21 protein-coding genes are annotated in these 25,816 nt (G+C 68.4%); 6 read left to right on the forward strand and 15 right to left on the reverse strand.

Annotation, left to right across the window (positions count from 1 at the left end; translation table 11 throughout):
- The first annotated feature begins 167 nt into the window (after positions 1-167).
- Entirely contained in the window at positions 168-3,011 is a 2,844-nt protein-coding gene (locus JHW41_RS19315; RefSeq protein WP_250444783.1) for a TonB-dependent receptor, read from the forward strand.
- 290 nt (positions 3,012-3,301) lie between these two features.
- Positions 3,302-6,205, forward strand: a complete 2,904-nt coding sequence (locus JHW41_RS19320; RefSeq protein ID WP_078995984.1) for a TonB-dependent receptor domain-containing protein — start codon at positions 3,302-3,304, stop codon at positions 6,203-6,205.
- Between the two features lie 89 nt (positions 6,206-6,294).
- On the opposite strand, the gene JHW41_RS19325 is transcribed toward JHW41_RS19320, so the two are convergent.
- The 7 genes from JHW41_RS19325 to JHW41_RS19355 form a co-directional block, all read right to left on the reverse strand.
- The gene (locus JHW41_RS19325) at positions 6,295-7,356 is read right to left on the reverse strand and encodes an IS30 family transposase (RefSeq protein ID WP_250444785.1); all 1,062 of its coding nucleotides are present in this window, start codon (positions 7,354-7,356) and stop codon (positions 6,295-6,297) included.
- A 164-nt stretch (positions 7,357-7,520) separates the two neighbouring features.
- Positions 7,521-8,792 (reverse strand): aspartyl/asparaginyl beta-hydroxylase domain-containing protein, encoded by a 1,272-nt coding sequence (locus JHW41_RS19330; RefSeq protein WP_231783956.1) that lies wholly within the window; start codon positions 8,790-8,792, stop codon positions 7,521-7,523.
- A 377-nt stretch (positions 8,793-9,169) separates the two neighbouring features.
- Positions 9,170-10,117 (reverse strand): DUF4097 family beta strand repeat-containing protein, encoded by a 948-nt coding sequence (locus JHW41_RS19335; RefSeq protein WP_057946526.1) that lies wholly within the window; start codon positions 10,115-10,117, stop codon positions 9,170-9,172.
- 18 nt (positions 10,118-10,135) lie between these two features.
- A complete protein-coding gene (locus tag JHW41_RS19340; protein ID WP_250444787.1) occupies positions 10,136-10,807 on the reverse strand; it encodes a hypothetical protein in 672 nt (223 codons plus the stop codon).
- Positions 10,804-11,391, reverse strand: a complete 588-nt coding sequence (locus JHW41_RS19345) for an RNA polymerase sigma factor (RefSeq protein ID WP_057946524.1) — start codon at positions 11,389-11,391, stop codon at positions 10,804-10,806. The genes JHW41_RS19340 and JHW41_RS19345 overlap by 4 nt, the downstream gene beginning before the upstream one ends.
- Before the next feature lie 239 nt (positions 11,392-11,630).
- Entirely contained in the window at positions 11,631-13,397 is a 1,767-nt protein-coding gene (locus JHW41_RS19350) for a phosphoenolpyruvate carboxykinase (GTP) (protein WP_250444789.1), read from the reverse strand.
- 75 nt (positions 13,398-13,472) lie between these two features.
- Positions 13,473-14,153 carry a TetR/AcrR family transcriptional regulator gene (locus JHW41_RS19355; RefSeq protein WP_082644332.1) on the reverse strand — a complete coding sequence of 227 codons (681 nt, stop codon included), beginning with the start codon at positions 14,151-14,153 and terminating at the stop codon, positions 13,473-13,475.
- Between the two features lie 361 nt (positions 14,154-14,514).
- Here JHW41_RS19355 and JHW41_RS19360 point away from each other — a divergent pair, with 361 nt between their 5' ends.
- The 3 genes from JHW41_RS19360 to JHW41_RS19370 all read left to right on the forward strand — a co-directional run bounded on the left by JHW41_RS19360 (position 14,515) and on the right by JHW41_RS19370 (position 18,260).
- Complete coding sequence (locus JHW41_RS19360; protein ID WP_250444791.1) at positions 14,515-17,001, forward strand: acyl-CoA dehydrogenase; 2,487 nt, start codon at positions 14,515-14,517, stop codon at positions 16,999-17,001.
- Between the two features lie 288 nt (positions 17,002-17,289).
- Positions 17,290-17,766: a hotdog fold domain-containing protein gene (locus JHW41_RS19365; RefSeq protein ID WP_250451122.1), complete on the forward strand. Its 477-nt coding sequence runs from the start codon at positions 17,290-17,292 to the stop codon at positions 17,764-17,766.
- Positions 17,767-17,876: 110 nt separating this feature from the next.
- Complete coding sequence (locus tag JHW41_RS19370; RefSeq protein WP_250444793.1) at positions 17,877-18,260, forward strand: hypothetical protein; 384 nt, start codon at positions 17,877-17,879, stop codon at positions 18,258-18,260.
- A 25-nt stretch (positions 18,261-18,285) separates the two neighbouring features.
- Here the strand turns inward: JHW41_RS19370 and JHW41_RS19375 are convergent, their stop codons facing one another.
- From JHW41_RS19375 to JHW41_RS27415, 3 genes are all read right to left on the reverse strand, one after another.
- On the reverse strand, positions 18,286-18,888 hold the full coding sequence (locus JHW41_RS19375) for a hypothetical protein (protein WP_250444795.1): 603 nt from the start codon (positions 18,886-18,888) through the stop codon (positions 18,286-18,288).
- A gap of 71 nt (positions 18,889-18,959) precedes the next feature.
- Entirely contained in the window at positions 18,960-20,132 is a 1,173-nt protein-coding gene (locus tag JHW41_RS19380) for an MFS transporter (RefSeq protein ID WP_057946519.1), read from the reverse strand.
- A 239-nt stretch (positions 20,133-20,371) separates the two neighbouring features.
- Positions 20,372-20,452: a hypothetical protein gene (locus tag JHW41_RS27415; protein WP_428995577.1), complete on the reverse strand. Its 81-nt coding sequence runs from the start codon at positions 20,450-20,452 to the stop codon at positions 20,372-20,374.
- 248 nt (positions 20,453-20,700) lie between these two features.
- On the opposite strand from JHW41_RS27415, the gene wrbA reads away from it, so the two are divergent.
- Positions 20,701-21,300, forward strand: coding sequence for an NAD(P)H:quinone oxidoreductase (gene wrbA, locus JHW41_RS19385; protein ID WP_250444797.1), 600 nt, complete (start codon positions 20,701-20,703; stop codon positions 21,298-21,300).
- On the opposite strand, the gene JHW41_RS27420 is transcribed toward wrbA, so the two are convergent.
- From JHW41_RS27420 to JHW41_RS19405, 5 genes are all read right to left on the reverse strand, one after another.
- Positions 21,197-21,580 carry a DUF6053 domain-containing protein gene (locus JHW41_RS27420; protein WP_428995399.1) on the reverse strand — a complete coding sequence of 128 codons (384 nt, stop codon included), beginning with the start codon at positions 21,578-21,580 and terminating at the stop codon, positions 21,197-21,199. The two genes, wrbA and JHW41_RS27420, sit on opposite strands and share 104 nt — an antisense overlap.
- Complete coding sequence (locus JHW41_RS19390; protein ID WP_250444799.1) at positions 21,528-21,878, reverse strand: DUF1304 domain-containing protein; 351 nt, start codon at positions 21,876-21,878, stop codon at positions 21,528-21,530. Before JHW41_RS19390 ends, JHW41_RS27420 begins: the two co-directional genes overlap by 53 nt.
- A gap of 102 nt (positions 21,879-21,980) precedes the next feature.
- Positions 21,981-23,108 (reverse strand): SDR family oxidoreductase, encoded by a 1,128-nt coding sequence (locus JHW41_RS19395; RefSeq protein WP_250444801.1) that lies wholly within the window; start codon positions 23,106-23,108, stop codon positions 21,981-21,983.
- On the reverse strand, positions 23,105-24,484 hold the full coding sequence (locus JHW41_RS19400; RefSeq protein ID WP_250451124.1) for an NTP/NDP exchange transporter: 1,380 nt from the start codon (positions 24,482-24,484) through the stop codon (positions 23,105-23,107). The genes JHW41_RS19395 and JHW41_RS19400 overlap by 4 nt, the downstream gene beginning before the upstream one ends.
- A 180-nt stretch (positions 24,485-24,664) precedes the next feature.
- Positions 24,665-25,801: a hypothetical protein gene (locus tag JHW41_RS19405; protein ID WP_250444803.1), complete on the reverse strand. Its 1,137-nt coding sequence runs from the start codon at positions 25,799-25,801 to the stop codon at positions 24,665-24,667.
- Between the last annotated feature and the right edge of the window lie 15 nt (positions 25,802-25,816).

Genomic DNA, 25,816 nt, shown 5'->3' on the forward strand with positions numbered 1-25,816 from the left:
TCGCCGCCCCCCGGATCTGTCACAAATGAACGCGCGGGGGCAATTAACAACACTTTAATTTTCTCCAGTGTGCGGGTACGATCCGGACAACTTGCTGGATTTGGCGTCTTTTTTGACATCACCGGCGAGGCCCCTGGGTACATCAGACAAGACTCGGAGAGAGAGAAATGACCTTCAAGACCACCCAGCTCCGCGACGCGATTACCTTCGCGCTCGCAGTGGGTAGCACCGCTTTGATCGGCACCGGCGTCGCGTACGCCCAGGACGCCGAGAAGGAAGCGACGACGCTGGACCGCGTCGAAGTCACCGGCTCGCGCATCAAGCGCGCCGACATCGAGACCTCGCAGCCGGTCTTCTCGATGTCCCGCGTGCAGATCGAGCAGCAGGGCCTGACCTCGGTCGGCGACATCCTGCAGAACATCTCCACCAACGGTTCTGCGCTCAACAGCACCTACAACAACGGCGGCAACGGCGAGACCCGCGTCGACCTGCGCAACCTCGGCGCCGACCGCACCCTGGTGCTGGTCAACGGCCGTCGTTGGGTCGGCGGCACCGGCCTGGGCGGCGCGGTCGATCTGAACACCATCCCGACCGCCGCGGTCGAGCGCATCGAAGTCCTGAAGGACGGCGCCTCGACGATCTACGGCTCCGACGCCATCGCCGGCGTGGTCAACATCATCCTGCGCCGCAATTTCGACGGCGCCGAAGCCAACGCCTACATCGGCCAGTTCGACAAGGGCGACGGCACACGTCAGGCCTACGACTTCACCATCGGCTCCAGCTCCGACCGCTGGTCGGCGATGCTGGGCGTCGGCTACGTGAAGGAAGAGCCGATCTGGGCGGGCGACCGCAAGATCTCGGCCGTGCCGGTCTACGGCGCGCTGCCGGGCACGGGCAACAGCTCGACCACCCCGAACGGCCGATACGGCTTCTACGGCCAGACCGGCGTGGACGACGACGGCAATCCGATTTACGGCTCGACCCGAGCGGATGGCAGCGAAGGTTATTTCGTTCCCAACGGTACCGCGACGGGCCGTCCCTACACTGGCGCCGACTCCTTCAATCACGCGCCCGGCAACTACCTCCTTACTCCGCAGGAGCGCACCTCGGTCTTCGGCGATGCCACGCTGAACATCACCGACAAGGTTTCGTTCCGCACCACCGTGACCTATAACGAGCGCAAGTCCACGCAGGTCCTGGCACCGATGCCGGTGACCCTGGGCCGCGCCGCACCGGGCACCAACGGCGCCAACATCGTCATCAGCGCCGACAACGCCTACAACCCGACCGGCCGCGACATCGATTACATTCAGCGCCGTTTCGTCGAGACCGGCGGCCGCATCTACAACCAGAACGTCAAGACCTACGCCTTCAACGGCGTGTTCGAAGGCTCGTTCGACGTCGGCACCCGCAACTTCTCCTGGGAAGCGGGCATGTTCTACGGCAAGAACGACCAGACCGACACCACCAGCGGCTTCCAGAACATCTCGGCCCTGCGCAACGCGCTCGGCCCGAGCTTCGTCGATCCCGCCAACGGCCAGCTACGCTGCGGCAGCAACGGCGTCGCGATCGACCGCTGCGTCCCGCTGAACCTGCTCGGCGGCGCCGGCACCATCACCCGCGAGATGCTCGACTACGTCGGCTTCGAAGCGCACGACGTGTACGGCTACGAGCAGAAGACCTACTACGCCAATATCGGCGGCGACCTGTTCGACCTGCCGGGCGGCGCGATGGCGTTCTCGTTCGGCCTGGAGCACCGCTCCGAGTCGGGCTTCGACCATCCGGACGGCCTGATCAACTCCGGCGACACCACCGGCAACGCCCGTACCGCCACTCAGGGCGGCTATGACCTGGACGAGGCCTACCTCGAACTGGCGATCCCGCTGCTGGCCGACGTCCCGGGCGCCAAGCTGCTCGACTTCAGCCTGGCCACCCGTTACTCGGACTACAGCAACTTCGGCGACACCCTCAACAGCAAGTTCGGTTTCCGCTGGAAGCCGATCGACGACCTGCTGATCCGCGGCAACTGGTCGGAGGGCTTCCGCGCTCCGTCGATCAGCGAACTGTTCTCGGGCGTGAGCGACACCTTCGAAGACGTGGCCGATCCGTGCGCAGCCGGCAATGCCCGTCCTGCCAGCTGCACCACTCCGGCTTATATTCAGTCCAACCCGCAGATCCGCACCACGGTCGGCGGCAATCCGAACCTCGGGCCGGAAAAGTCCACCTCCAAGACGCTGGGCTTCGTCTATAGCCCGAGCTGGGCTACCGGGCTGGACGTCTCGCTTGACTGGTGGAAGGTCAAGATCGAAGACGCCGTCTACACCCAAACTGCGCAGGAAATGCTCAACACCTGCTATCTGCGCGGAAACGCAGATGTCTGCCAGTTGATCCAGCGCGACCCGACGACCGGCGAAATCGCCAACATGCTCGCTGTGCCGAACAATGTCGGCGAGATTCAGGTTGAAGGCTACGATCTGACCGTCGGCTATCGACTGCCGGAGTTCAGCTGGGGCAAGCTCAGCCTGGTCTGGGATTCCACCTACATGACCGATTACACGGTCAGCGATCCCATCACCGTAGGCAAGAACCGCGTAGGCGAATACCGCGGCGGCTCGGCGCGCGACAACTACTTCCGTCTGCGTTCGAACCTGTCGGTCAACTGGGAGCTGGGCTCGGTCGGCGCCAGCGCCAACCTGCGCTATTACTCCAGCCAGACCGAGGATTGCGTCGGCGCTAACCTCGCCAACGCAGCCAACATCCCGCTGCTGTGCTCGGACCCGAACCGCGTCACTTCGGGAGGCAAGGATCCGGAAAACCACATCCCCAGCGTGACCTACACCGACCTGTCGGCTTACGTGCAGGTGCCGTGGAACGCCAAGGTGACCGTGGGCATCAACAACGTGTTCGACCGCGACCCGCCGGGTTCGGCGACCACGTTCGCCAACAGCTTCGACCCGGCGTTCGAAGTTCCGGGCCGCTTCTACTACATGCGCTACACCCAGCGTTTCTGAGCCTTCTAGGTTCCTGACGCTTTGACTACGGCCCCGCAAGGGGCCGTAGTTTTTGTGCGTCCGCCGTTCGCCGCGCCTTCTCTCCCGTTGCGCCACGCGCCCCCGGCTCGACGTCGCCGCCGTGGCGATTAGCACAAATCGGCGCGGGTCATTGTTCTTAACGACACTTTAATTACTGGAACAGGAGGACTACTATCGGACCGGCTTTGCCAATTTGGGCGCAAACCTTTTCGCCCGCTGGCCAACGCCTTTGCCGACCCCCGAATCATTCAGGACACTTGGAGAGAGAGATGACCCTGAAGACCAACAAGTTGCGCGACGCGATCACCTTCGCGTTGTGCGTGGGCGCTACCAGCCTGGCCGGCATCGGCTTGGCCAACGCTCAGGACGGCGCAACCCCCGCCGCGCCGGCCGCCGCTCAAGAGGCGACGACCCTGGATCGCATCCAGGTCACCGGTTCGCATATTTCGATTCCCGGCCTCACCACCAACAGCCCGGTGATGACCGTCGATCGCGAAGAGATCAACCGCAACCAGCCGGTCACCGCCGAGGACTTCCTCAAGGTGCTGCCGGGCGCGACTCCGGCGATCGGTCCCGGCGTCAACAACGGCGCCAACGGCGGCGCCACCATCAACCTGCGCGGCCTCGGCGACAACCGCACCCTGGTGCTGATGGACGGCCGCCGCGTGGTGCCGTTCAACCTGTTCGGCGTGGTCGACACCAACGTGATCCCGCTGGCGCTGATCGACAGCGTCGATCTGGTCACCGGCGGCGCTTCGGCGGTGTACGGCGCCGACGCGGTGTCCGGCGTCGTCAATTTCGTGCTCAAGCGCAACTTCGAAGGCGTCGAGCTCAACACCAGCTACGGCCAGTCCAGCAAGCAGGACGCCGACCGCCGCAACACCACCGTCACCATGGGCGTGAACCTGGACGACGGCAAGGGCAACGTGGTGCTGAGCGTCGGCAAGACCGACAACGATCCGCTGCTGCAGGGCGGCCGCAAGTACAGCGTGTTCACCCTGGACTCCACCGACGGCAGCCAGGGCGGTTCGAGCGTCGGCATCCCGACCCGCATCGGCCCGATGGGGCAGTTCAATCCGGCCACCGGCGCGTTCGGCGGCATCAACCAGCGCTTCAACTACAACCCCTTCAACTACTTCCAGACCGAACTGGACCGTTGGCAGGCCACCGCGCTGGGCCGCTACGAATTCAACGAGCACGCCGAAGCCTATGCGCAGGTGCTCTACACCCGTTCCGACGTGACCTCGCAGATCGCCCCGGGCGGCCTGTTCGGCGCCGGGTTCGACGTCAGCATCGGCAACCCGATGCTGCCCGAGCCGGCCCGCCAGCAGTTGTGCGCGAACTTCAACATCGCCGCCGCCGACTGCGTCGTCGGCAGCGCCGCGACCTTCAACTCGTCCGTGCTGCGCCGCTCCACCGAGCTGGGCACCCGCAGCACCGACTTCCAGAACAAGGTCTTCCAGACCACCCTGGGCGTGCGCGGCAAGATCAACGACAACTGGCGCTACGACGCCTACTGGTCGCACGGCGAAGCCGACCAGCTCGTCGTCAACGGCGGCTTCCTGTCCTACACCCGCAGCCAGCAGGCGCTGCTGACCCGCGACGGCGTCAACTGCGTCGATCCGAGCGGCGGCTGCGTGCCGATCAACCTGTGGGGTCCGGAAGGCTCGTTCGGCACCGGCGCCAAGAAGTTCCTGGAAGTGATCACCTTCGCGACCCAGCGGGTCGAGCAGGAAGTGTGGTCGGGCACGGTCAACGGCGACCTGGGCGACGAGTTCAAGAGCCCGTGGGCCGAGTACCCGATCGGCCTGGCGTTCGGTCTGGAAGGCCGCAAGGTCGAGGCGATGAACCAGGCCGACGCCGCGTCGCGCGATCCCAACGAGGTCCAGGGCGCCGGCGGCGCCAACCCCGACGTGCGCGGCAACCTGACCCTGCGCGAGGCCTATGTCGAGACGATCGTTCCGCTCGTCAGCGGCAAGAGCGGCGCCTACGCGCTGAACTTCGAAGCCGGCTACCGCCACAGCCAGTTCAAGTCGGGTCAGACCGACGTCGACTACGGCAGCTACAAGTACGGCCTGGAGTGGGCGCCGATCGAAACCCTGCGTTTCCGCGGCATGTTCCAGCGCGCGACCCGCGCCCCGAACGTCAACGAGCTGTTCCAGCCGCTGACCAGCAGCCTGGACAACAGCGCGGTCGATCCCTGCCAGGCTTCGGAGCTGGCCAAGGTCGGCGGTCCGACCAGCGCCACCGGCGCGCTGTGCGTCGCCACCGGCGTGCCGGCGGCGATCCTCAACAGCGCCAACGGCATCGACGGTCCGAACTCCGGCCAGGCCTACGCCTACATCGGCGGCAACCCGATCCTGGGCCCGGAAAAGGCCAACACCCAGACCCTGGGCCTGGTGTGGCAGCCGACCAACGACTTCTCGGTCACGCTGGACTACTGGAAGATCGACATCAAGGACGCGATCACCCGTCCGCTGCTCGGCGACGCCCTGTTCGGCTGCTACGACCAGGCGCTCAACCCGACCCTCAGCGTGAACCATCCGATGTGCCAGCTGATGATCGGTGCGCGTCATCCCACCGACGGCTCGCTCAACGAAGGCGCGCGCGGCCCGTTCCTGGACCGCTCCAACAAGGGCCGGATCAAGACCGACGGCTGGGATCTGGGCGTGCGCTACGGCATTCCGCTGGCCAACGAATGGGGCCGCATCGACTTCGCCCTGGACCTGACCAAGACCGACTCGTACGACTACCAGGCCGATCCGCTGGTGTACAAGCACGACTGCGTCGGCGTCTACGGCGTCTCGTGCAACGTCGCCGCCGGCATCATCTACGACTACAAGTCGAACTTCCGCGCGGTGTGGTCGATCAAGGACTTCGAGCTGGGCCTGAACTGGCGCCACCTGAGCTCGGTCGACGTCGAGCCGGGCCCGATCACCTGGTACAAGCCCTACACCTCGATCGACGCCTACGACTACTTCGACCTGACCATGGCGTACGAGCTGCCGTGGAACGCCCGCATCAACTTCACCGTGACCAACCTGGCCGACAAGACGCCGCCGGTCGTGGGCGGCAACATCGGCAGCACCACCTACAACAGCGGCAACACCTTCCCGCAGTTCTACGACACCCTGGGCCGTTACTACACCCTGGGCCTGACGATGCGGTTCTAATAAGAAATAGAAAGCTCCGAGTCGTTGGAGGCGGGCCTTGGCCCGCCTCCTTTTTTATTGGGCCTTCGATGTTTTTACTGGGGGCGGAGTCAAGGTCCAAGTGCATCACCCTGCGCCCGCGGGTTTTTGAGTTCCTCATAGAGCACCTCGACGGGCGAGCGCCTGCCCAGGCTACGACGGGGGCGGTTGTTCATTTCCCACGCCACCTCTTTGAGGCGCTGCGCAGAATGCACCAACAGATCGGTGCCCTTGGGAAAGTATTGCCGCAACAAGCCGTTGGTGTTTTCGCAGGTTCCGCGTTGCCACGGGCTATGGGGGTCGGCGAAGTAGATCGCTAAACCAGTGCGTTCGCTCAACTGCCGATGCGATGCCATTTCCTTGCCCTGGTCGTAGGTCAAGGTCTTCTTCAAACTTTCCGGCACGCCTTCGAACGCCGAGCTGAAGGCCTCCAGCACCGTGTGCGCGGTCGCGTCGGCGAGCTTGACCAACTTGACGTACAAGGTGCGGCGGCAGACCAGCACCCCGATCGCCGAGCGATTGTGCGCGCCCACGATCAGGTCGCCCTCCCAATGCCCCGGCATCAGGCGCTCATGCGCCGCCGGCGGCCGCAGGCGGATGTTGGGTAGATCCGGCAGATGGCCGCGGGCGTCGCTTCCCTGACGCGTGCGGCGGCCGGACTTGCGCCCCTGCCGCAGCAGACGGGTCACCTGGCGGCGCAATTCGCCGCGCGGCATCGCATAAATCGCGGTATAGATCGTTTCGTGCGACACGCGCAGCCAGGGCCGGTCCGGGTATAGATCGCGCAGTTTGTCGGCAATCTGTTGCGGCGACCAGCACCGTTCCAGCCAATAGCGCACGCGTCGCCACAGCACGGTGTCGCGTCGCAGCTTGCGGCGCACCCGCGCCCGTCGCCGCAGTCGCTGGGCCCGCCGGCCCGCCCGAGTCGCATCGTAGCCAGGATCGAAACGGGGGCGTCCGCGCAGCGGCGGCCCCGAATGGGACCGAAACCCATTACGGCGCAACTCGCGAGCGATGGTGCTTTGCGCCCGACCCAACGTCTGGGCGATTTGCCGTCCGCTCGCCCCTTGGGCGATCAAGACCATGATGGCCCCGCGCTCTTCTGCGCTCAGATGTGAATACTGCTGGCCCATTCACAGTGCCTCACTGAGGTGATGCACTTGAGGTTAGAGACCAGCGGGCTTTCGACGCTCGAAGCCCGCGCCCGCAGCGACGCCGCGGCTCTTGTGGGAGGGGCTTCAGCCCCGACGCTTTCCGCTCAGGCCTCGACACCGCCCCCGCCCCCTCGCCTAACCCCTCAACGCTGCGCGCCGGCCAGGAACTCGCGATGCGCGGCCATCATCGCGTCCACCATCGCCCGCTCGGCCAGCGACAACAGCGGGTTCCACACGTCGAAGATCAGCACCACGCGCAGGTCGTCGCTGTCGTTGCGCGCTTCGTGTTCGATCGAATCGTCGAAGATCAGGGTCTCGCCGACCTTCCACTCGCGGCGCTCGAAGCCGACCCGGTAGCTGCACTTCTCCGGCACGATCAGCGGCAGGTGCGCGACCAGGCGCGCGTTGGTCTCGCCGTGGTGCGGCGGGATGTGGGTGTGCGGCGCCAGCGCGGAGAACATCGCGTTCGGGCAGACGTCGGCGATGTCGGCCATGTCCACCGCCTCCAGCGCGGCGCGCGTGGCCGGGCAGCGCGCCAGGTGCGCATCGACCGGCTGCGAGTAGCTCCACAGCTTGTAGGTGCTCCAGCGCCGCGAATGGTTGAGTTCGCGCCATTGGTTGACCGGGTCGCCGGGCTGGTACTCGATGTAGGGCGTGAACTCGGCCTGTTCGTCGCGCAGCGCCTGGCGCATCTCGCGCAGGATGTCGTGGGTGCGGCTTTCCAGCTCGGGCGCCCAGGCGAATTGTTCGCGTTCGAAGAACGGAATCGCCGGCAGCCGCGGCACGCACAGCTGGTTGCTTTGCGACAGGTAGGGCGTGCTGCGGCCGACCATGATCGAGGCCGCTTCCTGCCAGCGCCCGCGCGCGCCGAATTCCAGCGCCTCGCGCGTGCCGCCGACGCGGTGCTCCAGGAACGCGGCGAACTCGTCGCGGTATTCCTCGACCTTACGCTGCGCGTGTTCGAGCTGCGAGCGCAGCATGTCCGGCCAATGCGGCTGCGGCGGCGCCACCGTCAGCGCGTTGCGCCAGGCCTGCGCGGCCGCGCGCGCCTGGCCCTGGCGCTCCAGCCACGAGGCCTTGGCCAGCAGGCCGGCGAGGAAGTACGGATCCAGCGCCAGCGCGGCCTGGATCGCCTCGGATTCGGCCTGGAGGTTGCCGCGTTCGCGCTCGACCATGCCGATCGACAGCAGGATCATCGGATCCCGCGGCGCGGCGCGATGCGCCGCCTGCAGCAGTTCGATCGCGCCCTGGGCGTCGCCGCGCTGCAGCGCGTGGACGCCGAGGCTGTAAAGCGCCTGCGGGTGCTGCGGCGCGAGCGCGCGCACCTGCTGCCACAGCCGCTCGGCCTCCTGCCAGCGGCCCGCGCGCGAGGCCAGGCCGGCGGCCTGGACCAGTTGGTTGACCTGTTCGCTCAAGACCGCGCCCTGCCCCGGGTGATGGTGATCGGCCAGACCATACACCGCCGGGCGCGCTTCGCGTATCGCGCAGCGGGCGCGGCCGGTGGATCGGCTTGGCCGCTCATCGGCTCATCGGCGCGGCGGCGCGGCGGCGCGGCGGCGCGGCGAACCAGCAAACCACCGAATCGGCGAATCGGCGAATCGGCGAATCGGCGAATCGGCGAGCGTAGCCATGGCGCACGAACCCGGCGCGGCGGCCTGTACGGCACGATCTCGCCCGCCGCGCCGGCGCGAAAACGACGACGGGCGCGAACCGGATCGGTTCGCGCCCGTCGCAGGCCCCGTGCGCCGTCATTGCGCCTGCCGTACGCGGCAGGCGCACGGACCCGCGCCGGTCAGTTCAGATCCAGACTCGCATCGCCGGAGAAGGTTTCCATCCGCACCCGGCCGGCGCCGCTGCCGTAGCGCTGCTCGAAGCTCGAACCCGGGCCGTGCTTGGGCCGCTGGATCTGCGCGTCCGGCGCGCGCAGGTCGCCGCTGAAGCTCTCCCCGCGCACCACCGCCGACAGGCCGCGCGGCAAGCGCAGGCGGACATCGCCGCTGACCGTCTTCAGGCCGATCTCGCCGCCGTCGGCGAGGGCCGCGTCGATGCGCAGGTCGCCGGACACCGATTCGCCGGAAATCTTGTACAAGCGCGATTCGTGCGCCGCGAGTTCGACCCGTCCCGACACCGACTCCACCGAGACCTCGCCGCTGAGGCGGCCGCGCAGGTCGAGGTCGCCGCTGACCGTCTGCGCCGAGACCTTGGGGCTGTTGAGGGTCAGCCGCAGGTCGCCGCTGACGCTCTCGATCTCGGCCTCGCGCGGCGCGCCGGCCACGATCACGTCGCCGCTGACGCTTTCGATCTTGAGCTCGCGCGAGGCCACGCCGGTGACGTCGACGTCGGCCGAGACCGCGTCGATGTCGAGCTTCGCGCGCAGCGGCACGGTGATGCGCAGGTCGGTCGGCTCGCTCTTGTCGCCGCCGGCGAGGAAGCCGATGCCGCTGCCGCGGTTGGGATAGCGCACCTTGATCGACAACTGCTGGCGATCGCCTTCGATCTGCAGCCGCTCCACGCCGTCGCCGAGCTCGCCTTCGATCTTGACCTCGGGACGGTCCCAGACGCGGACCTGGATCGAGCCCTTGACGTTGTCGATCTCGACGCTGCCGAGCCCGTCGAGCGGCCGGCTTTCGTTGATCGGAGTGGAAGCGAAGGCCGGCAGCGCGGCGCCCAGGGCGAGGGCCAGCAGGCTGCCGGAGCAGGCGCGCAGGGCGCTGCGGTGGCGGAAGGCGGCGGACATCATCGGAGCGTTCTCCTCGGATCAGGTGTAGGCCACCAGGCGCTGGGCGAGCGCGAGACGGCGTGCGTAGGTGCGGCGCAGCTGTTCCAGCAGCATCCGCGAATCGGGGTCGTGCGAGAGCGCATCGAGGATCAGCGCGGCGTTGCGGTCGAGTTCGTCGAAGGCCGGCTTCATCGCCACGGTGGCCGACGACACCGGCTCGACTTCGCGCAGCGCGGCCTGGTATTGCAGGGTCAGGCCCTGGGCTTCGCGCTGGACCAGGCTCGGCGCGGCGGTCTGGGCGGCGACGGCACGGCCGGCGACCGCATCGGCGGCCGGCGCGGCCGGGCCCTGCGCATGGAAGTGCGCGCCGATGCCGACCGCGAGCGCGGCCACGCTCGCGGCCAGGGCCAGCGGCGCCATCCAGTTGCGGCGCGCGCCGGCGGGGCGCGGCAAAGCGACGATCGCGGCCGGTTCCGGCGCGGGGCGGGCGGCGGCCGCGGCTGCGCCGGCGGACGGCGGTTCGGCCGCGGCGGCGGCGCCATCGGCGCCGGCCGGGGCCTGTTCGCCCAGGCGCGCGGCGATGCCGGCCCACAGGTCGCGCGCGGGCGGCTGGTCGCGGCGCAGCGCGCGCAACTGCCAGCGCAGCGTATCGGGCAGTTCGCCCTCGCCGGCGCGCTCGGGGCCGCGCGGGTGGAGCTCGTTCTCGTTCATGCCTGTTCTCCGAGCCGGGCGCGCAGCAGGCTGCGCGCGCGATGCAATTGCGCCTTGGAACTGCCGACCGCCATGCCGAGTTCGGCCGCGATCTCCTCGTGCTTCCAGCCTTCCACGTCGTACAGCACCAACACCGCGCGGGCGCGCGGCGGCAGGCTGGCGACGGCGCGTTCCAGGTCCATCGACAGGGCGGTGACGTGGCCGGCCGAATCGGCGCTGCCGATCGTGTCGAACACGTCCTCGTCGCTGTCCTCGAACGGACGGCCGCGGCGGCCGCGCAGCTCCATCAGCGCGGTGTTGACCGCCAGCCGGTGCAGCCAGGTGCCGAAGGCCGATTCGAAGCGGAAGTTCGGCAGCGCCTGCCAGGCGCGGACGAAGGCTTCCTGGGTCAGGTCCTCGGCGCGGGCACCGTGGTAGCCGACCAGGCGCGCGATCACGCCGTGCACGCGGCTGGCGTGGCGCCGGTACAGCGCCTCGAAGGCGGCGACGCCGCCGGCGGCGGCCTGCGCGACCAGTTCCTGGTCGGCGTCGGCGTCGAGCGCGGGGGCGGCGTCGGGCATGGTGTCGTTCACGGCGGTCAGCATACTGAGTCCGATGCGGGGTCGGGGCTCAGGGTTTAAGGGCTAGGAGCGAGCTGAGAGGAGTGAGGAGTGAGTGGGGGCGCGGCGGCCGGCCGCGACGTCGCTTCGGCCCAGGAGCCGCGGGCGGGTCGGTCCGGGCGGCCCACAGGCGGCTCGGGCCGCCCAAAAAGGAAGAGGAGCAAGGCCCGAGCAGGCCGACACGCCCCGCTCGCTCCTCACTCCTCTCCGCTCACTCCTGGTTTTTAGCCTTTCAACGCCGCCGCGATGCGCTGCTGCTCGTCGTGCAGCGCCTGCGGCATGCGCGGGCCGTACTCGCGCAGGTACTCGCCGATGCTGTCGAACTCGGCGCTCCAACCGGTCGGGTCGAAGCCGAACAGCTTGGCCTGGGCCTCGTCGCTGAGCGCGACGCCGTCGAGGTTGAGGTCGGACGCCTTGGGCAGGTGGCCGATCGGAGTGTCGGCCGCGCCGGCCTCGCCCTTGACCCGGCCGATCATCCACTCCAGCACGCGCAGGTTGTCGCCGAAGCCCGGCCACAGGAACTTGCCGTCGTCGCCCTTGCGGAACCAGTTGACGTGGAACACCTTCGGCAGCTTCGCGCCGGCCTGGTCGAACGACAGCCAGTGGGCGAAGTAGTCGGCGAAGTTGTAGCCGCAGAACGGCTTCATCGCCATCGGATCGCGGCGCATCACCCCGACCGCGCCGGTCGCGGCGGCGGTGGTTTCCGAGCCCATCGCCGCGCCGATCAGCACGCCGTGGGTCCAGTCGCGGGCCTCGAACACCAGCGGCACCAGCGAGGCGCGGCGGCCGCCGAACACGATCGCCGAGATCGGCACGCCGGCCGGGTTCTCCGCTTCCGGCGAATAGCTCGGGCACTGCCTGGCCGAGACGGTGAAGCGCGCGTTGGGATGCGCGGCCGGACCCTTGGCGGCGTCGAACGCGTTGCCGCGCCAGTCGGTGACCGGGGTCTGGCCGTTGTCCAGGCCTTCCCACCACGGCTGGTGGTCGGCGGTGACGCCGACGTTGGTGAAGATGGTGTTGGTCTGGATCGAGGCCAGCGCGTTCGGGTTCGACTTGGCCGAGGTGCCCGGCGCGACGCCGAAGTAACCGGCCTCGGGATTGATCGCGTACAGCCGGCCGTCGGCGCCCGGACGCATCCAGCAGATGTCGTCGCCGACCGTCCACACCTTCCAGCCATCGCGGCGATAGCCTTCCGGCGGAATCAGCATCGCCAGGTTGGTCTTGCCGCAGGCCGACGGGAACGCGGCGGCGACGTAATGGGTCTCGCCCTGCGGGTTCTCGATGCCGACGATCAGCATGTGCTCGGCCAGCCAGCCTTCGTGGCGGGCCTGGTGCGAGGCGATGCGCAGCGCGTGGCACTTCTTGCCGAGCAGGGCGTTGCCGCCGTAGCCCGAGCCGAACGACTTGATCGCCAGCTCGTCGGGGAAATGCATGATGAAGCGGCGCTCGGGATCGAGCTCGCCGATCGAATGCAGGCCGCGCACGAACGAGTCGCCGCTCTCGATGCGCTTGAGCGCCGCGGCGCCCATGCGCGTCATCGTGCGCATGTTGGCGACCACGTACGGCGAATCGGTGATTTCCACGCCGCAACGCGCCAGCGGCGAATCGATCGGCCCCATGCAATACGGGATCACGTACATCGTGCGTCCCTTCATGCAGCCTTCGAACAGCGCGTCCATCTTGGCGTGGCCTTCGCGCGGCGCCATCCAGTGGTTGTTCGGGCCGGCGTCTTCGCGCTCGTTGGTGCACACGAAGGTCAGGTGCTCCACCCGCGCCACATCCTCCGGATGCGAACGGTGCAGGTAGCTGCCCGGATGGGTGTCCTGGTTCAAGGTCTCCAGGGTGCCGTCGGCCAGCATCCGCTGCAGCAACGCCTGGTACTCGGCGTCGCTGCCGTCGCACCACTGGATCGTGTCCGGACGGGTCAGCGCGGCGACCTGCGCCACCCACTGGTTGAGCGCCGGCAACGCGCTGCCCGCGCTCCCCGGCACGGACGTCGCGGGGGCGGGATCTTTCAAATTGGCATTCACGGCAGTGCTCTCCGGGGGATCGGAAAAGGAAGCGGTTTACGACGAGGGAATCAGCGTGGCCATCATGTGTTCGACATAGGCCTCGAACTCGTCGTGTTGCATGCGGGTCTGGTGCAGCTGCAGGTTGAGCTGCAGGAAGCCGACGTAGGCGGCGTAGAGCAGGCGCGCGCGGTGCTGCGCGTCGGTGCGGCTCAGGCCGGCCTGGCGGAACGAAGCGGTGAGATAGTCCAGGCGGCGTTCCGACACGCGGCCGATCACCGGCTGCACGGCCGGATGGTCCAGCGCCTTCAACAACTCGGAATAGATGATGTGCGACTTGACCTCGTGGGCGACGAGGTGGAACAGCGAGCGCAGGCGCTGGCGAGGATCGGGGATCGGTTCGAGCTGGCCGAACACGGTTTCCTGTTCGACCTTTTCCCAGCGCTCCAGCGCCGCGACCAGCAACGCGTCGCGCGAAGGGAAGTGCCAGTAGAAACTGCCCTTGGTCACGCCGAGGCGGCGCGCCAGCGGTTCCACCGCGACCGCGGCGACGCCTTGTTCGGCGATCAGGTCGAGCGCGGCCTGCGCCCAGTCGTCGGCGCTCAGGCGTCCGCTGCGTTCGGGCTTGGCGTCGGCCTTGCCCTCGCTCTTGGCGGAAGCGGACGGCGCGGAGGACTTGGCGTCGGCGGACGCGGTGTCGAGCGCGGGCTCAGGCTTGTTCGAGGCGGGCTGGTTCATGGACGACAAGTTTATCCATACGCCTCGGTCGGGGACAGTACGCAGTGCAGCAAACCCGGCATTGAGTCAGGTTCGCAACGGCCCGGGAAATTGCTGCAATGCAACAGAACTTCGGCGAAAACGCCCGATGGCCGCAGCGGCGGGCGCGCGAACGCAGCGTTGCGCGAAAAACCGCGGTCAGTCGGTTGACAGCACTCCAAGGGCGAACCCATACTCGACCGTATGTTATGCGTTTGATGCCAGCGTTTGAATGGCCGGCATCACGCGCGAACCACCCGCACAAGCCCTAAATGGGGCCTGGCTCCCAAAGTCCGGCCTTCACCGCCAGATCGAATCCAGCCGCATCCCCTGGAGCGCCGTCATGAGTATCGCGATCCCCTTCCTCGCCTTCCTGCTTATCGGCGCGATCGCCGCCTACCACCGGCTGCGATTGCCGGTGTGGGCCGCGCTGACCGCGACCGCGCTGGTCGCCTGCTGGCTGCTCGGCGCCAACCCGACCGCGACCATCGTCGCCGCGGCGCTGGTCGCGCTGATCGCGCTGCCGCTGCTGATCCCGGCGATCCGCCTGCCGCTGATCACCAAGCCGCTGCTGGGCTTCTACACCAAGATCCTGCCGCCGCTGTCGGAAACCGAGCGCACCGCGCTGGAGGCCGGCACGGTCGGCTTCGAAGGCGAGCTGTTCTCGGGCAAGCCCGACTGGCAGCAGCTGCTGAGCCAGCCCAAGCCGGTGCTGACCGCCGAGGAACAGGCCTTCCTCGACGGCCCGACCGAAGAGCTGTGCAAGATGACCAACGATTGGCAGATCACCCACGTGGACGCCGATCTGTCGCCGCAACTGTGGGACTACATCAAGAAGAACAAGTTCTTCGGCCTCAACATCCCGAAGGAATACGGCGGCCTGGGCTTCAGCGCGCTGGCCAACCACAAGGTCATCCAGAAGCTGGCGTCGATGTCGAGCGTGGTCAGCTCGACCGTCGGCGTGCCGAACTCGCTGGGCCCGGCCGAGCTGCTGATGCACTACGGCACCCAGGAGCAGAAGGACCATTACCTGCCGCGCCTGGCCGACGGCCGCGAAGTGCCCTGCTTCGGCCTGACCGGCCCATGGGCGGGTTCGGACGCGACCTCGATCCCGGACTACGGCATCGTCACCATGGGCGAGTGGAACGGCGCGCGCGTGGTCGGCGTCAAGCTGACCTTCGACAAGCGCTACATCACCCTGGCCCCGGTCGCCACGCTGATCGGCCTGGCGTTCCGCATGTACGACCCGGACGGCCTGATCGGCGACAAGCGCGACATCGGCATCACCCTGGCGCTGGTGCCGCGCGACACCGCCGGCGTCGAAGTCGGCCGCCGCCACTTCCCGCTCAACTGCACCTTCCAGAACGGCCCGATCCACGGCAAGGAAGTCTTCATTCCGCTGAGCCAGCTGATCGGCGGCGAAGCCTACGCCGGCAAGGGCTGGCAGATGCTGGTCGAATGCCTGTCGATCGGCCGCTCGATCACCCTGCCCTCGTCCGGCAGCGGCGGCGCCAAGATGGGCGCGGTCGTCACCGGCGCGTACGCGCGCATCCGCAAGCAGTTCGGCCTGTCGGTCGGCCGCTTCGAAGGCGTCGAGGAAGCGCTGGCGCGCATCGCCGGCCACGCCTACGCGGTCAGCGCGCTGTCGCAGGCCACCGCCGCGGCGGTCGCGCGCGGCGAAAACCCGGCCGTGCCCTCGACCATCGCCAAGTACCACTGCACCGACATGGCCCGCGACGTGGCCAAGGACGTGATGGACATCCACGGCGGCAAGGGCATCATCCTCGGCCCGAAGAACTACGCCGGCCGCAACTGGCAGGCGGTGCCGATCATGATCACGGTGGAAGGCGCGAACATCATGACGCGCTCGCTGATGATCTTCGGCCAGGGCGCGATCCTGTGCCACCCGTGGGTGCTCAAGGAAATGAAGGCGGCGATGCTGCCCGACAAGAAGCAGGCGCTGCGCGAGTTCGACCAGAACCTGTTCGGCCACATCGGCTTCGCCATCTCCAACGCGGTGCGCAGCCTGTGGTACGGCCTAACCGCCTCGCGCATCGGCGCCGCCCCGGGCGACACTTACACCCGCCGCTACTACCGCAAGCTCAACCGCTACTCGGCCACGCTGGCGCTGATGGCCGACACCTCGATGCTGCTGCTCGGCGGCAAGCTCAAGTTCAAGGAATCGCTGTCGGGCCGCCTGGGCGACGTGCTGAGCCAGCTCTACATCGCCAGCTCGATGCTCAAGCGCTATGAGGACGAAGGCCGTCCGGTCGGCGACCAGCCGCTACTGGCCTGGGCCTTCCACGACGCCGTGCACAAGATCGAGCTGGCGCTGTCGGGCGCGCTGCGCAACTTCCCGATCCGTCCGGTCGGCTACCTGCTGTGGGCGCTGATCTTCCCCTGGGGCCGTCGCGCGCAGGCGCCGAGCGACCGCCTCGGCCACCGCGCCGCGGCGCTGCTGATGTCGCCCAACGACGCCCGCGACCGCCTCGCCGAAGGCGTGTTCCTGACCCCGTGCGCGAACAACCCGGCCGGCCGCATCAACAGCTACCTGCAGAAGGTGATCCTGGCCGAGCCGGTCGAGCGCAAGTTCCTCAAGGCGCTGAAGAACAGCGACATCCAGGCGCTGGACTTCGCCGGCCAGCTCGACGAGGGCGTGCGCGAGGGCTGGATCACCGCCGAGGAGCGCAAGCAGCTGGAGGAACTGCGCGAGATGACCATCGACGCGATCAGCGTGGACGACTTCGACGCTGCTGAGTTGCGCTCGGCGGGTTACAAGCCGTATCCGCAGGACAGCGCCGGCCGCGGCGACACGCGCGCGGCGGCGTAAGCCGGTAACAAGACGCGCCCATGTGCAGCGCAGCGTGACTGGAACGGCGGGCCTTCGGGCTCGCCGTTTTGGTATGCGGCGCTGGCAGCGCCCGACCGTCATCGATCAACCGCGACACCGCCCCCCTAACGTCATTTCCGCGAAGGCGGGCTCCGCTTTACTTCGGCGAAGCCGAACATCCAGAGACTTCAGAGTCATGCCTCGGTGAAGCCCTGGATTCCCGCCTTCGCGGGAATGACGATAGATAAGGACGGCGCGAACTCCCCCTTCAAAGACGAGCCCATCGCCATGAGCGCCAACGTCCTCGCCCTCTACAAAAAACTCACCCGCTACCCCGCCGGGCACTGGCTGTTCTCGCGCGCGGTCTGCATGAAAGCGCCCTACTTCGGCAGCATCAAGCCGCGCTTCGAATCGCTGGAACCCAACCGCTGCACCGCGACGATCAAACACCGCCGCGCCGTCACCAACCACCTCGGCACCGTCCACGCCATCGCCATGTGCAACCTCGCCGAACTCACCGGCGGGGTGATGACCGACGTCAGCATTCCCAAGTCGATGCGCTGGATTCCGATCGGCATGCAGGTCGAGTACCTGAAGAAAGCCGTCGGCACCCTGCGCGCCGTCGCGACGCCGGCCGCGCCCATCGTCGAGTCCGATGCGCCCTACGACCTGCCGGTAAACGTCGAAATCGCCAACCCCGCCGGCGAACCCGTGTTCCGCGCCCGCATCGCCATGCGCGTTTCGCCCAAGCCCCAACGCAATTAGCCGCAGCCACCTGTGGGGGCGGCGTCCCACAGTCGGAAACGAAACATCCGCGCGCCATCGGCACCGCAACCGGTGCCACAATCGCCCCCGCTCCCCACATCGGCCACGCCATGACCGCCACCCAGTGGATCTACCTCGCCGGCCTGCACAGCCTCGGTTTCGCCGTCTTCCACATGGCCTTCTGGCGGATCTTCGGCTGGCGCAAGACCCTGCGCACCGCGACCGTCGCCGACCGCGCGATCATTCAGATCCTCAACCTGCGCCTGATCTACATCGCGTCGGGCGTCGCCGCGCTGTGTTTCCTGTTCGCCGACGAGCTGCACAGCACCGCGCTGGGCCGCGCGGTGTTGTTGGGGATGTCGTTGTTCTGGGTCGGGCGGACCATCGAGCAGTTCGTGTTCCTGCGCATCAACCGGCCGATGGTGCATGCGCTGACGGCGCTGTTCGTGCTGGGTGCGGTGTTGTTCGCGGTGCCGCTGTGGATGCCGGCTTGAGCCATCGTTGCCGGCAAGATAGCGATCAGCCGTCCCAGGATCTCGGCTTGGCCGCCTCGCGCCAAACCACCACCATGAACACCGCCGACGCGATACAGAACATCGGCGCCAGCGCGAACGGCAGAATCGACGCCTGGCCGGCCTTGACCGAGATCCACGCGTTCGTGCCCATGATCGACAGGCTCGCTGCCGACTGCGCCCATCCGGACCATCGGGGCCTGTACCGCGCCGCGCAATGCACGGCCACGAGCGCCAGGGTCAGCGCCAACGCAGACCACGCGCCGTTGGCTGTCCCGAACCAATAGCAACCCAGCGCGAACACGAAAGCGAAGTAGCCCGTGAGCAAGGCATAAATTCCCAGCAGCGCCCATTTGCACCACGCCAGCGCCATCGCCCGCGAACTCGCCAACGGCCTCGCGACGATCGCCACGCCGGCCAAGACCAGCTCAACGGCGAGGAAGCAAAACGTCAGACGCGGGCTCGACAGGAACACCCAGGCCATCAAGGCCTGCCCCAGCGCGAACACCCCGGCCATCGCCAGATAGCTCCACAGCTTCCGGAAGAACGAGCTGTTTTCCCACCAAGCCACCGCGCGCTCCCGGGTCTGGCGACCCTGTTCGAGCGCCAAGCTTACGGCGTCCGTGGGCTCGGGCGCTCAATGCCATGCGACTGTGCCGCAACCGGGCGCGACCTACCTCGTCAGGACGCGCATTCCGGTTCGGCATCGGCCTGCGCCGGCTGCCCCACCGACATCAGCACGAATCCGACCACCACCGACAGTCCGACCAGCGCCGCCGCGGCATAGCCAACGCCGCCGACGCCGACCGCGTCGATCACCCGCCCGCCGACGATCGCGCCGACGCCGATGCCGAGGTTGGCGCCGGACACGTTGAGCGCCGCGGCGAACGCCGGCGCCTGCGGGGCCGACTTCATCACCCGCACGTGGCTGACCGGAAACAGCGCGGCCTGGGTGATGCCCCACAGCGCCAACGCGACGGCGAACAGCGGCAGGGTCTGCACCGAGGGCACCACCAGCACCAGGCCCATCGCCAACGGCACGCTGAAGATCAGCGAGGCGCGCAGCGGGTGGCGGTCGACGATGCGCCCGCCCAGGGTGTTGCCGATCAGGCCGACCGCGCCGAAGGCCATCAGCGCCCAGCCGACTACCGCGCCGTTGAGGCCGGCCAGACGCTCGAACATATCGGCGAGATAGGTGTAGGCGGTGAACATGCCGGCGAACAGGATCACCGACATCAGCACGTGGCCGACCACGCGCGGATCGCGCAGCACCCGGAACTGTTCGCCGAGCTTCGGCGGCTGCGCGCCGCGGCTGTCGGGCAGGAAGGCGTAGAGCATGCCGGCCTTGAGCAACGACGCGACGGCGAGCGCGACGAACGCGGCGCGCCAGCCGAACGCGTCGGCGATCAACGTGCCGGTGGGAACGCCGATCACGGTGGCGCAGATCACGCCGAAGGAGATCATCGAGATCGCCTTGCCGGCGCGATCCTGGCCGGCGATGTCGACCGCGGTCTCGCTGGCCAGCGCCCAGAACACCGGCACGCCGAGCGCGGGAATCAAGCGCGCGAACGCCATCACCCCGAGATTCGGCGCCATCGCCGCGACCACGTTGGACGCGGCGAACAGCAGCAGCACGACGATGAAGAGGCGCTTGCGTTCGAAGCGGGCGAAATAGGCGGTCAGGAACGGGCCGCTGGCGGCGACCGCGAAGGCGAACAAGGTCACCAGCAGGCCGGCCTGCGACACGCTCACGCCGAGGTCGCGCGAGAGCGAGGGCAGCAGGCCGACGAGGATGAATTCGGTCGTCAGCACGGTGAAACCGGCGGCCGAGAGCAGGATTAGGGGGAGCAACACGGCGGACTCCAAAGACGGAACGTCGCCGGCGCGCGCAATGGCGCGCCGGTGCGGCGGGGAAGAGAGGGGATTCGCAGGGAACCGGGCCGGCGTGGCGTGGCCGGTGAGTGAGTGCACTGTAGGCGGGCACGAGGGCGGGATAAACCGCGGCGCCGCATCGGCATTGTTCCGGAGCGGGGACAATGCGCGCAAGCCTTGGCGTTGCGGGCTTTGGCGAGTTCGGCGCGGATCGGGACTGTTTATCCCGGATCGCGAACTAGTCGCGCGCGACCGGGTGCGGCAGAGTGGGCGGCGCTTGTGGGAGGGCCTTCTGGCCCGATGCTCTTCGCTCAGGTCGCAGCGATCTGAAACAAGGGCATCGGGCCTGAGGCCCTCCCACAAAAGCCAGGGAGCATCGGGCCTGAAGGCCCTCCCACAAAAGCTAGAGGGCCTCGGGTTTGAAGGCCCCCACACAAAAGCGGTGATCCTCGGGCCTGAGGGCCTCCCACAAGTTCGCCGACGCCCGTCACACCGCCTGAAACATCGCCGGCCTAGGCTCGACGCCCTGTCCCAACCCGAGGCGACGACGATGGCGAAAGTCCTGGTTCTGTATTACTCCGCGTACGGCCACTGCGAAAAGATGGCCGAAGCCGTCGCCGAAGGCGCGCGCGAAGCCGGCGCGCAGGTCGACATCAAGCGCGTACCCGAGCTGGTGCCCGAAGAGGTCGCGCGCAAGTCGCACTACAAGCTCGATCAGACCGCGCCGGTCGCGCAGATCGCCGATCTGGAGCATTACGACGCCATCGTCGTCGGCACCGGCACGCGTTTCGGCCGGATGTCCTCGCAGATGGCCAACTTCCTCGACCAGGCCGGCGGGCTGTGGGCCAAGGGCGCGCTGCACGGCAAGGTCGGCGCGGCGTTCACCTCCACCGCGACCCAACACGGCGGCCAGGAAACCACGTTGTTCTCGATCATCACCAACCTGCTGCACTTCGGCATGGTGATCGTCGGCCTGAACTACGGCTATGCCGGGCAGATGCGCCTGGACGAGGTCACCGGCGGCTCGCCGTACGGCACCACCACCATCACCGGCGGCGACGGCTCGCGCCAGCCGACCCAGAACGAACTCGACGCGGCGCGTTACCAGGGCCGTGAAGTGGCGGAGACGGCGAAGAAGCTGCACGGCTGAGCCGGCGTCGGGTTCGCGACCGGCGCGCGGCGAGGCGCCGGTTGCGGATGCGGCGATTCGGTTCGCCGGCGCGAGTGTTGCAGGAACGCTCGGCGTGTGTGGGAGGGCCTTCAGGCCCGACGCTTTTCGTTCCGACCTGATCGAAAAGCGTCGGGCCTGAAGGCCCTCCCACAATAGCGGGTCGTGCTACAGGTCCCGCATGCCGGCGGCCTGAGCGGCCGCCGCGATTACAGCAACCACCACGCCGCCAACGCAGCGATCGCCGGCACCGCCTGCACATAGAAGATCCGGCGGCTGACGGTCGCCGCGCCGAACACGCCGGCGACCACCACGCAGGCCAGGAAGAACGTCGCCACGTCCTGGCGCGCGCACACCAGCGCCCACACCAGGCCGGCGACCAGAAAGCCGTTGTACAGGCCCTGGTTGGCCGCCAGCACCTTGGTCTGCTCGGCCTTGTCCGGGTTCATGCGGAAAGTCTTCATGCCCAGCGGCTTGGTCCACAGGAACATTTCCAGGACCAGGAACCAGGTGTGCAACACGGCGACCAGGGCGGTCAGGACGACGGCTAGCCAGGGCATGGGGCGGACTCATGGGTGCGAGCGCGCAGCATAAGCCCTGGCGCCGCGCTTGCGCCGTGGCGGCAATCGCGGGACGCGGCGCCGACGCGGACGGCGCCCGCCTCAACCGCCCTTGTTCTCCTGCGCATGCCACGCCGCCAGCACCTCGCTTTCGCGCTGCGCCGACAGGCCTGCCTTGGGCTTGGCCCGGCGTTCATCGGGCAGCTTGCGCCACCACGCCAGGGTGTCGCGCACGGTGTCGCGCAGCGGCCGGTAGCTCAGGCCCGCCGCGCGCGCCTTGCGCACCGAGGTGCGGCCGAAGCCGGTATATTCGCCGCGCGCGGGAATCCACACTGGCATGTCGCTCCACGGCGCCACTTTCTGCGCTTCGAGGAAATCGGCCGGCGCCCAGGTCAGCGTCGACTTCTTGCCTGCGGCCTTCTGCGATTCGCGCAGCAGCGCGCCCATGGTCAGCGCGCCCGGCTCGGCGTCGGCGTTGTAGATGCCGACGTGGCCGCGCTCGATGCACGCCAGCAGGAACGCGGCGAGGTCGCGCACGTCGATGAACTGGGTCGGGTCCTGGGCGCTGCCGGGCGCGAGGATCTCGCCGCCGCGCTCGGCGCGCGCCGGCCAGTAGGTGAAACGGTCGCTGTTGTCGCCCGGACCGACGATCAGCCCCGGCCGCACCACGGTCGTGCGGCCCGGCAGTTCTGCCTCGGCCGCCTTCTCGCACAAGGCCTTGAGGCCGCCGTAGGTCTCGCCGGTGACTTCGGTGACGTTGGGATCGGACAGCACCGCCAGCGGCGAGGTCTCCTCGGACGGCACGTCGTTCTTGGCGTAGACCGAAATGGTCGAGACCAAGAGATATTGCCTGACCTTCGGCGCGAGCAACTTCGCCGAGCGGGTCACGTCGGCGGGAATGTAGGCGGAGGTATCCAGCACCGCATCCCACTTGCGCTCGCCTTCCAGCGCCGAAAGATCGGTCTTGCGGTCGCCGTGCAGTTGTTCGATGTCGCGGTAGTCCTCACCGGAGAACTTGTCCGGGTTGGTCTTGCCGCGGTTGAACAAGGTCAGCGTGTGCCCGCGCTTGCGCGCCGCCTCGACGAAATGCGGGCCGAGGAAACCGGTGCCGCCGAGCACCAGCAGTTTCAGCGGTTGCGGCTTGGCGGCGGCGAGCGCGCCGCCGGGCAGCGCGAGCAGGCTCGCGGCAGCCGCGCCGGCGGCGAGGAAATCGCGGCGATCGATGGTCATGCGGCACCTCGTGGGTTGGGTTCGGTAACGGAAGGAACGGGACCGGCCGCGCCGGGCAGCCCGCGCTGCGCGCGCACGATGCTCCACGCGCCGGCGGTCATGCCGGCGGCGGCGAGCGCGCCGGCGGCGAACACCGCCTGGGTGCCGAGCAAGGCCACCGCCTTATGCACCCAGACGAAGGCCAGGTCGGTGCCGCGGAACACCGCGGTGTCGATCACCGCCTTGCCCTTGTAGCGCGAAGGCCGATCCATGCGCGTGTACAGCGTCTCGCGCGCCGGCTTGGACAGGGCGAATTCGCCGGCGCGCTGCGCGACCTGCACCACCGCAACCATCATCGGCAGCGGCGAGGCCATCAGCGCGGCGAAGCCCAGCATCAGGATCAGCCCCGGCATCAGCAGCGCCGGCGCGACGCCGTGGCGATTGAGCAGCCAGCGCGTGAGCAGCAGTTGGGTCAGGATCGCCAGCAGATTGACCGCGCTGTCGATGCGGGCGAAGTAGCGCGTGGCGGCTTCGGCGCTGGGATAGAACTCGCGCGCGATCGCCGACTGCTGGTTGTACAGCAAGGTCGCCGCGCCGACGCTGAAAAACAGGGTGATCGCCATCGCCCGCAGCGCCGGCCGCTGCCACACCAGGCGCAGGCCGGCCCACACCGAACCGCCCATCGCGCCCTCGCCGCTGGCCAGCCCGTGCGCGCGCTCGCGCGCCATCGCCCACGGCCGCAAGCGCACCACGCACAACACGCACACCGACAGGAACCCGGCCGAGACCAACAGCAGGTTCGCCACGCCCAAGGGCTGCACCAGCCACTGCGTCAGCATCGGCCCGAGCACCGCGCCGGCGGTGCCGCCGGCGCCGATGTAGCCGTACACGCGCCGCGCCTGGCGGTCGTCGAATACGTCGGCCATGTAGCTCCAGAACACCGTCACCGCGAACAGGTTGAAGATCGCGGTCCAGACGAAGAACGCCATGCCGCGGCCCGGCACCTGCGCATGGAAAGCCCAGTGGAAGCCGAACAGGCAGACGATGAAGACGCCGTACACCAGCGGCAGCAGCGCGCGCCGCGGGAACCGCGCGACCAGCGCGCCGTACACCGGCTGCAGCGCCAGCATCGCCACGAAGGTGCAGGTGAACAGCACTTGCAGCGCGAAGTCCTTGAGCTCCCAGCCGTGGCCGCGCGCGAATTCGATCCAGGCGTGCGGGAACACGGTGGCGGCATCGGCCGAGGCGCCCATCGCGTCGCGCACCGGGCGCAGCACGTAGTAGCCGCACAGCAGGCAGAAGAAGTAGAGCAGCGACCACCACAACGGCGGCGTCCGGGCCAGGGCGCGACGCAGGCCGCTCATGCGCGCGCTCCGCGGCGGCGAACCCTCGCCCAGCGCTCATCCACGCCGCGCCGCGCACCGTCCGGCGCACGCGCACGACCGCATTCGCACCGCCCGCAAGGCTCGCGCATGGCCGCCACTCCCGTTTCCCGCGGACAAGCTAGCGCCGCGCCGACCGCGGCGGCGTCTGCGGATGGTCATCCCGACCTTCGGCATAGGCCGCGGACGCGTCGCTCAATCGCGCTCCAGCGCCCGCAGCACCTGTGCGCGCTGGGCGATCGGCCGGGAGGGATCGATCCGCACAACGGTCGCACCGGTGCGCGCCAGCGCCGCGACGGCGGCGGCGGCGCCTTGGTCGTCGGCCAGCACATATACGCGCCGGCCGGCCTGACAGCCCGCCGGCGCGTCCCGCGCGGCCTTGGCCAGGGATGCGATCAGCCCTTCCTGTTCGGGCGGCTGGGCGAAGGTCGTGGCGAACACCAAGGCGCGTGGGTCCTTGCCCGGGTTCGACAAGGCTTCGACGATCCGCCGGTGTTCGGGCAGGTCGGCACGGCCGGCCTGCAGCTGCACCCGCATAAGTTTCGGCGAGGTCTCGCGTCCACCGGAGTCCAGGCGCCGATAGGCTTCGATGAGGTAGCGATTCCAGGCGCCGTAATCGCCGGTTTCCGGCGCCAGCAGCGGCGCGCGCAGGAACGCCTTCGCCGCCTCCCAACGCAGTTGCTCCCGGGCGATGGCCGGCGCAGCCTGGGCATACGCACGCTGCAACGCAGCCGCGTAGCCGGGCGCGCGTTGTCCGGTCGCGGCGTCCAGGGACAGTTCGACATAGCCGGCGGGGCTCAGCCCTCCCTCCTTGTTGCTGGGAATGCTCACCCGCAGCCGCAGGCTGCGCCCATCGGCGGAGAATGCGTGCTCGCGGCCCCAGCCGATCGAGCTGACCGAACGCGGCAAGGCGCGGATGTAGTCGGCCGGCAACAACTGCGCCAGGCTCAGCGTGCGCACGCTGCGGCCAGTCGGGCCGTACAGCACGACCACGCGCGGTCCATGGCCCGCGGCGGCGTAATCGTCGAAGGTCGCCACCTGGCCGGTATTCGACACCACGCTCCACGACGGCGCCACCGGATTGCGCAGCGGCCCGCGCCACACCTGCGCCCAGCCCGTCCCTTGCCGGCGTTCCACCCGCGCTTGCGCTGCGTTTGCGGGCGCGACGTCCTCGCGTGCGGGCAAGGAAATGTCCGCCGACGGCGTCACCGTCAGCCGGTAGCGCCCATTGCCGGACAGGTAAGTCTCGACGCGCGGCGGTAAAAAAGTGTCGGCCCGCGCCGGCCGCCAGGGCAACAAGCCCGCCAGCATCAGCATGAGCGCGCCCAACATCGCAGTACGTTCCAT

Origin of the sequence: Lysobacter enzymogenes (assembly GCF_023617245.1) — a bacterium.
GTDB lineage: Bacteria > Pseudomonadota > Gammaproteobacteria > Xanthomonadales > Xanthomonadaceae > Lysobacter > Lysobacter yananisis.

What these genes read in the sequence shown, in the direction of transcription:
- JHW41_RS19325 (WP_250444785.1), bottom strand. Translation starts at nt 7,356, where the DNA reads ATGGGCCAGCAGTATTCACATCTGAGCGCAGAAGAGCGCGGGGCCATC.
- JHW41_RS27420 (WP_428995399.1), bottom strand. Translation starts at nt 21,580, where the DNA reads ATGTGCAGGCGGTGCCGGCGATCGCTGCGTTGGCGGCGTGGTGGTTGC.
- JHW41_RS19365 (WP_250451122.1), top strand. Translation starts at nt 17,290, where the DNA reads ATGAGCGCCAACGTCCTCGCCCTCTACAAAAAACTCACCCGCTACCCC.
- JHW41_RS19395 (WP_250444801.1), bottom strand. Translation starts at nt 23,108, where the DNA reads ATGACCATCGATCGCCGCGATTTCCTCGCCGCCGGCGCGGCTGCCGCG.
- JHW41_RS19320 (WP_078995984.1), top strand. Translation starts at nt 3,302, where the DNA reads ATGACCCTGAAGACCAACAAGTTGCGCGACGCGATCACCTTCGCGTTG.
- JHW41_RS19390 (WP_250444799.1), bottom strand. Translation starts at nt 21,878, where the DNA reads ATGCCCTGGCTAGCCGTCGTCCTGACCGCCCTGGTCGCCGTGTTGCAC.
- JHW41_RS19345 (WP_057946524.1), bottom strand. Translation starts at nt 11,391, where the DNA reads ATGCTGACCGCCGTGAACGACACCATGCCCGACGCCGCCCCCGCGCTC.
- JHW41_RS19315 (WP_250444783.1), top strand. Translation starts at nt 168, where the DNA reads ATGACCTTCAAGACCACCCAGCTCCGCGACGCGATTACCTTCGCGCTC.
- JHW41_RS19335 (WP_057946526.1), bottom strand. Translation starts at nt 10,117, where the DNA reads ATGATGTCCGCCGCCTTCCGCCACCGCAGCGCCCTGCGCGCCTGCTCC.
- JHW41_RS19405 (WP_250444803.1), bottom strand. Translation starts at nt 25,801, where the DNA reads ATGTTGGGCGCGCTCATGCTGATGCTGGCGGGCTTGTTGCCCTGGCGG.
- wrbA (WP_250444797.1), top strand. Translation starts at nt 20,701, where the DNA reads ATGGCGAAAGTCCTGGTTCTGTATTACTCCGCGTACGGCCACTGCGAA.
- JHW41_RS19360 (WP_250444791.1), top strand. Translation starts at nt 14,515, where the DNA reads ATGAGTATCGCGATCCCCTTCCTCGCCTTCCTGCTTATCGGCGCGATC.
- JHW41_RS19355 (WP_082644332.1), bottom strand. Translation starts at nt 14,153, where the DNA reads ATGAACCAGCCCGCCTCGAACAAGCCTGAGCCCGCGCTCGACACCGCG.
- JHW41_RS19340 (WP_250444787.1), bottom strand. Translation starts at nt 10,807, where the DNA reads ATGAACGAGAACGAGCTCCACCCGCGCGGCCCCGAGCGCGCCGGCGAG.
- JHW41_RS19370 (WP_250444793.1), top strand. Translation starts at nt 17,877, where the DNA reads ATGACCGCCACCCAGTGGATCTACCTCGCCGGCCTGCACAGCCTCGGT.